This window comes from Oleiphilus sp. HI0080 (assembly GCF_001635135.1).
Genome location: NZ_LWFU01001137.1, coordinates 1 through 844, shown reverse-complemented (window position 1 = coordinate 844; position 844 = coordinate 1). Strand labels below are relative to the sequence as shown.

The following is an 844-nucleotide window of genomic DNA, read 5'->3' as shown; positions in this document are numbered from 1 at the left end:
AAAATTTAGGCGTTGCGTGGCCAAGTCTTTGGCTGCGCTCAATAAAGAGGTCGTGAATATGCTGGGAAAGGCCAGATGGCCCGCAGGCATATGCGCTCTCTATTTGGATTTCACTGAGCCATGCTTCTAAGGTGTCATTCTTGATTCTGCCTTGTGATGAGGATTCCAAAATCAATAGGTTGAGCCCTTTATTTGCTAACGTTTGTAAGCGATTTTTGAATGGGGCTTCGGGCTCGTGTGATACCGAGTAGAGAAGGTGTTGGCTACTAAGCTGCGCATCTGATAGCGATTCCAATATCGATAAGATGGGCGTAAGGCCACTGCCACAAGCCACAAACGCATTAGTTTGTCGCCGCTGTTTAGGTGAAAGAACAAATGATCCCTGCGCCTCTCCGATGCGCACAATGTGTCCCTTTTTTAGGTTGTTTGGTATCCAGTTAGTGACCAGACCTTGAGGGGCGCGCTTAATGCTTATTTCAATGGTCGATGACTTTTTCCATTGTCTCCATGCGCTTGAAATGCTGAATGTACGCTGGTAAACGCGGCCATTAATCTCGATTTGGATAGGAATGTGTTGTCCTGGTTGGTAACTAAAGGAAGCCAAAGAACTCGGCTTTAGGGTAAGGGTGAACATTCCTGCCCCTTCTTCTCGTATCCCGATTATCCGCGTTTTTATTCCTGAGGTTCGATAGTCGGGTGCGATAAGACCAATAACGGGCTCAAGATAATTGCTTAACGATTTCGCTGTTCTTTGTATGTTGTTTAACACGGTCTTGCCTGAGGTTGCTTACATAAAAAATGCAGTTGAAATTGAGCTAACAACTGTCATCTCAAATTATCATTT

1 protein-coding gene is annotated in these 844 nt (G+C 45.1%); it reads right to left on the bottom strand.

The features are described from left to right. Positions 1 to 769 (bottom strand): FAD-binding oxidoreductase (locus A3751_RS20430; protein ID WP_197466568.1); only part of this gene is annotated, 769 nt, incomplete at its 3' end. Positions 770 to 844 lie beyond the last annotated feature (75 nt).